Source organism: Clostridium tyrobutyricum DSM 2637 = ATCC 25755 = JCM 11008, from assembly GCF_000359585.1.
In the GTDB taxonomy this organism is placed as follows: Bacteria; Bacillota; Clostridia; order Clostridiales; family Clostridiaceae; genus Clostridium_B; species Clostridium_B tyrobutyricum.
This window is the reverse complement of record NZ_APMH01000058.1, coordinates 1-3,321: the sequence shown is the minus strand read 5'-3', so window position 1 is coordinate 3,321 and position 3,321 is coordinate 1. Positions and strand designations below refer to the sequence as shown.

The following is a 3,321-nucleotide window of genomic DNA, read 5'->3' as shown; positions in this document are numbered from 1 at the left end:
TTGTTCTTTGAAAATTGCACAGTAAGAATAGAAAATTATTTATAATTTTCAAGTAAGATAAAATAATTAAAGTATTTATGTATGTTTAAACCGAAGGTTTATGTATACTAGATACAGCTAAGGTTAATAACCTTTGTAGATAAAGGTCAAGCTACAAAGGGCGCATGGTGAATGCCTTGGCACCAGGAGCCGACGAAGGACGCGATAAGCTGCGATAAGCTTCGGGTAGACGCAAATAGTCTGTGAACCGAAGATTTCCGAATGGGGAAACCCACAATGCTTGCATTGTACTATAAACTGAATTCATAGGTTTATAGAGGTAAACCCGGGGAACTGAAACATCTAAGTACCCGGAGGAAGAGAAAGAAACATCGATTTTCTTAGTAGCGGCGAGCGAAAGGGAAAGAGCCCAAACCAGGAACTTGTTCCTGGGGTAAGGGTAGACATAACGGAAGGAAATAAGTTAACTGAAGTGAGCTGGAAGGCTCCGCCAAAGAAGGTAAAAGCCCTGTAAGTGAAAATTAAAGCTTCCAGTCTATTCCAGAGTACCACGAGACACGTGAAACCTTGTGGGAATGCGGGAGGACCACCTCCTAAGGCTAAATACTACCTGGTGACCGATAGTGAAGAAGTACCGTGAGGGAAAGGTGAAAAGAACCCCGGAAGGGGAGTGAAATAGAACCTGAAACCGTGTGTCCACAACCGATCGAAGCACTTTTACGTGCGACGATGTGCTTTTTGTAGAACGAGCCAACGAGTTACGGTATGCAGCAAGGTTAAGTACTTAAGGTACGGAGCCGAAGGGAAACCGAGTCTGAATAGGGCGACTAGTTGCATGCTGTAGACCCGAAACCGAGTGACCTATCCATGGCCAGGTTGAAGCGGAAGTAAAATTCCGTGGAGGACCGAACCACGTTGGTGTTGAAAAACCATGGGATGAGCTGTGGATAGCGGAGAAATTCCAATCGAACTCGGAGATAGCTGGTTCTCCTCGAAATAGCTTTAGGGCTAGCGTTGAGTATGAGTAGTGGAGGTAGAGCACTGAATGGGCTAGGGGCTGACAACAGTTACTGAACCCTATCAAACTCCGAATGCCATATACTTGAATCTCAGCAGTCAGACTACGAATGATAAGATCCGTGGTCAAAAGGGAAACAGCCCAGATCATCAGCTAAGGTCCCAAAGTGTAAGTTAAGTGGAAAAGGATGTGGGATTTCTAAGACAACTAGGATGTTGGCTCAGAAGCAGCCACTCATTTAAAGAGTGCGTAATAGCTCACTAGTCGAGAGGTCCTGCGCCGAAGATGTCCGGGGCTAAAACTTACCACCGAAGCTATGGACTCGAAAGAGTGGTAGAGGAGCTTCCTGCATGGGTTGAAGTCGCACCGTAAGGAGCGGTGGACTGTGCAGGAGTGAGAATGTTGGCATAAGTAGCGAGAAATAAGTGAGAATCTTATTGGTCGAAAACCTAAGGTTTCCTGAGGAAGGTTCGTCCGCTCAGGGTTAGTCGGGACCTAAGCCCAGGCCGAAAGGCGTAGGCGATGGACAATCGGTTGATATTCCGATACCGCAAATTTGCGTTTGACAAACGGGATGACGCAGGAGGATAGGATGTGCACACTATTGGATGTGTGTCTAAGCACTTAGGCAGGCTGGATTGGAAAATCCGTTCAGTCAATGCTGAGGTGTTACAGGGATCCCTTTCGGGAGAAGTATCTGATTCCACGCTGCCAAGAAAAGTCTCTATGGAGTAAGTTTGTGCCCGTACCGCAAACCGACACAGGTAGGTGAGGAGAGAATCCTAAGACCATCGGAAGAATTGTTGTTAAGGAACTAGGCAAATTAACTCCGTAACTTAGGGATAAGGAGTGCCCCGAAAGGGGCCGCAGAGAATAGGCTCAAGCAACTGTTTATCAAAAACACAGGTCTCTGCTAAAGCGAAAGCTGAAGTATAGGGGCTGACGCCTGCCCGGTGCTGGAAGGTTAAGGGGAATACTTAGCGCAAGCGAAGGTATGAACTTAAGCCCCAGTAAACGGCGGCCGTAACTATAACGGTCCTAAGGTAGCGAAATTCCTTGTCGGGTAAGTTCCGACCCGCACGAATGGCGTAATGATTTGAGCACTGTCTCGACAACAAATCCGGCGAAATTGTAGTGCAAGTGAAGATGCTTGCTACCCGCGATTGGACGGAAAGACCCCGTAGAGCTTTACTGCAGTTTAGCATTGAGTTTCGGTATTGTCTGTACAGGATAGGTGGGAGACTTGGATATTAGGGCGCCAGCCCTTTTGGAGTCGCCCTTGGGATACCACCCTGACAGTACTGGAATTCTAACCGGCGGCCATGAAACTGGTCACGGGACATTGTTAGGCAGGCAGTTTGACTGGGGCGGTCGCCTCCTAAAATGTAACGGAGGCGCCCAAAGGTTCCCTCAGAAGGGTCGGAAATCCTTCGAAGAGTGCAAAGGCATAAGGGAGCCTGACTGCGACACATACAGGTGGAGCAGGGACGAAAGTCGGGCTTAGTGATCCGGTGGTACCTCGTGGGAGGGCCATCGCTCAACGGATAAAAGCTACCTCGGGGATAACAGGCTGATCTCCCCCAAGAGTCCACATCGACGGGGAGGTTTGGCACCTCGATGTCGGCTCGTCGCATCCTGGGGCTGAAGTAGGTCCCAAGGGTTGGGCTGTTCGCCCATTAAAGCGGCACGCGAGCTGGGTTCAGAACGTCGTGAGACAGTTCGGTCCCTATCCGTCGCGGGCGCAGGAAATTTGAGAGGAGCTGTCCTTAGTACGAGAGGACCGGGATGGACTGACCTCTGGTGTACCAGTTGTTCCGCCAGGAGCATGGCTGGGTAGCTATGTCGGGAAGGGATAAACGCTGAAAGCATCTAAGCGTGAAGCCCACCTCAAGATTAGATTTCCCACAGCGTAAGCTGGTAAGGCCCCTTGAAGAACACAAGGTGATAGGTCAGAGGTGTAAGCATGGCAACATGTTCAGCTGACTGATACTAATAGGCCGAGGGCTTGACCAAATTTATCTTACTGTGCAATTTTCAGAGAATAATTATTCTCTTATCTCTATTAGAAATATAATGTTCCTATTTTATTATAGAGAATAAAGTAAGTAAATTGATAATAACCATTAGTACAAGGAAGAATATGAGCGAAGAGCGAAATTTACTTAGGTAAATGAGCACTGGAGTGAATAATTCTGACGGTGTAATGAGAAGTTAGCAGCAATTTACGGTTGATCTGGTAACAATGACGTGAAGGTAACACTCCTTCCCATTCCGAACAGGCAGGTTAAGCTTCATTGTGCCGA

2 rRNA genes are annotated in these 3,321 nt (G+C 47.8%); both read left to right on the top strand.

The features are described from left to right. Positions 1 to 144: 144 nt before the first annotated feature. Positions 145 to 3,031: ribosomal RNA gene (locus J418_RS0115260) — 23S ribosomal RNA — on the top strand. A gap of 219 nt (positions 3,032 to 3,250) precedes the next feature. Next, positions 3,251 to 3,321: ribosomal RNA gene (gene rrf, locus J418_RS0115255) — 5S ribosomal RNA — on the top strand; the annotation flags it as partial.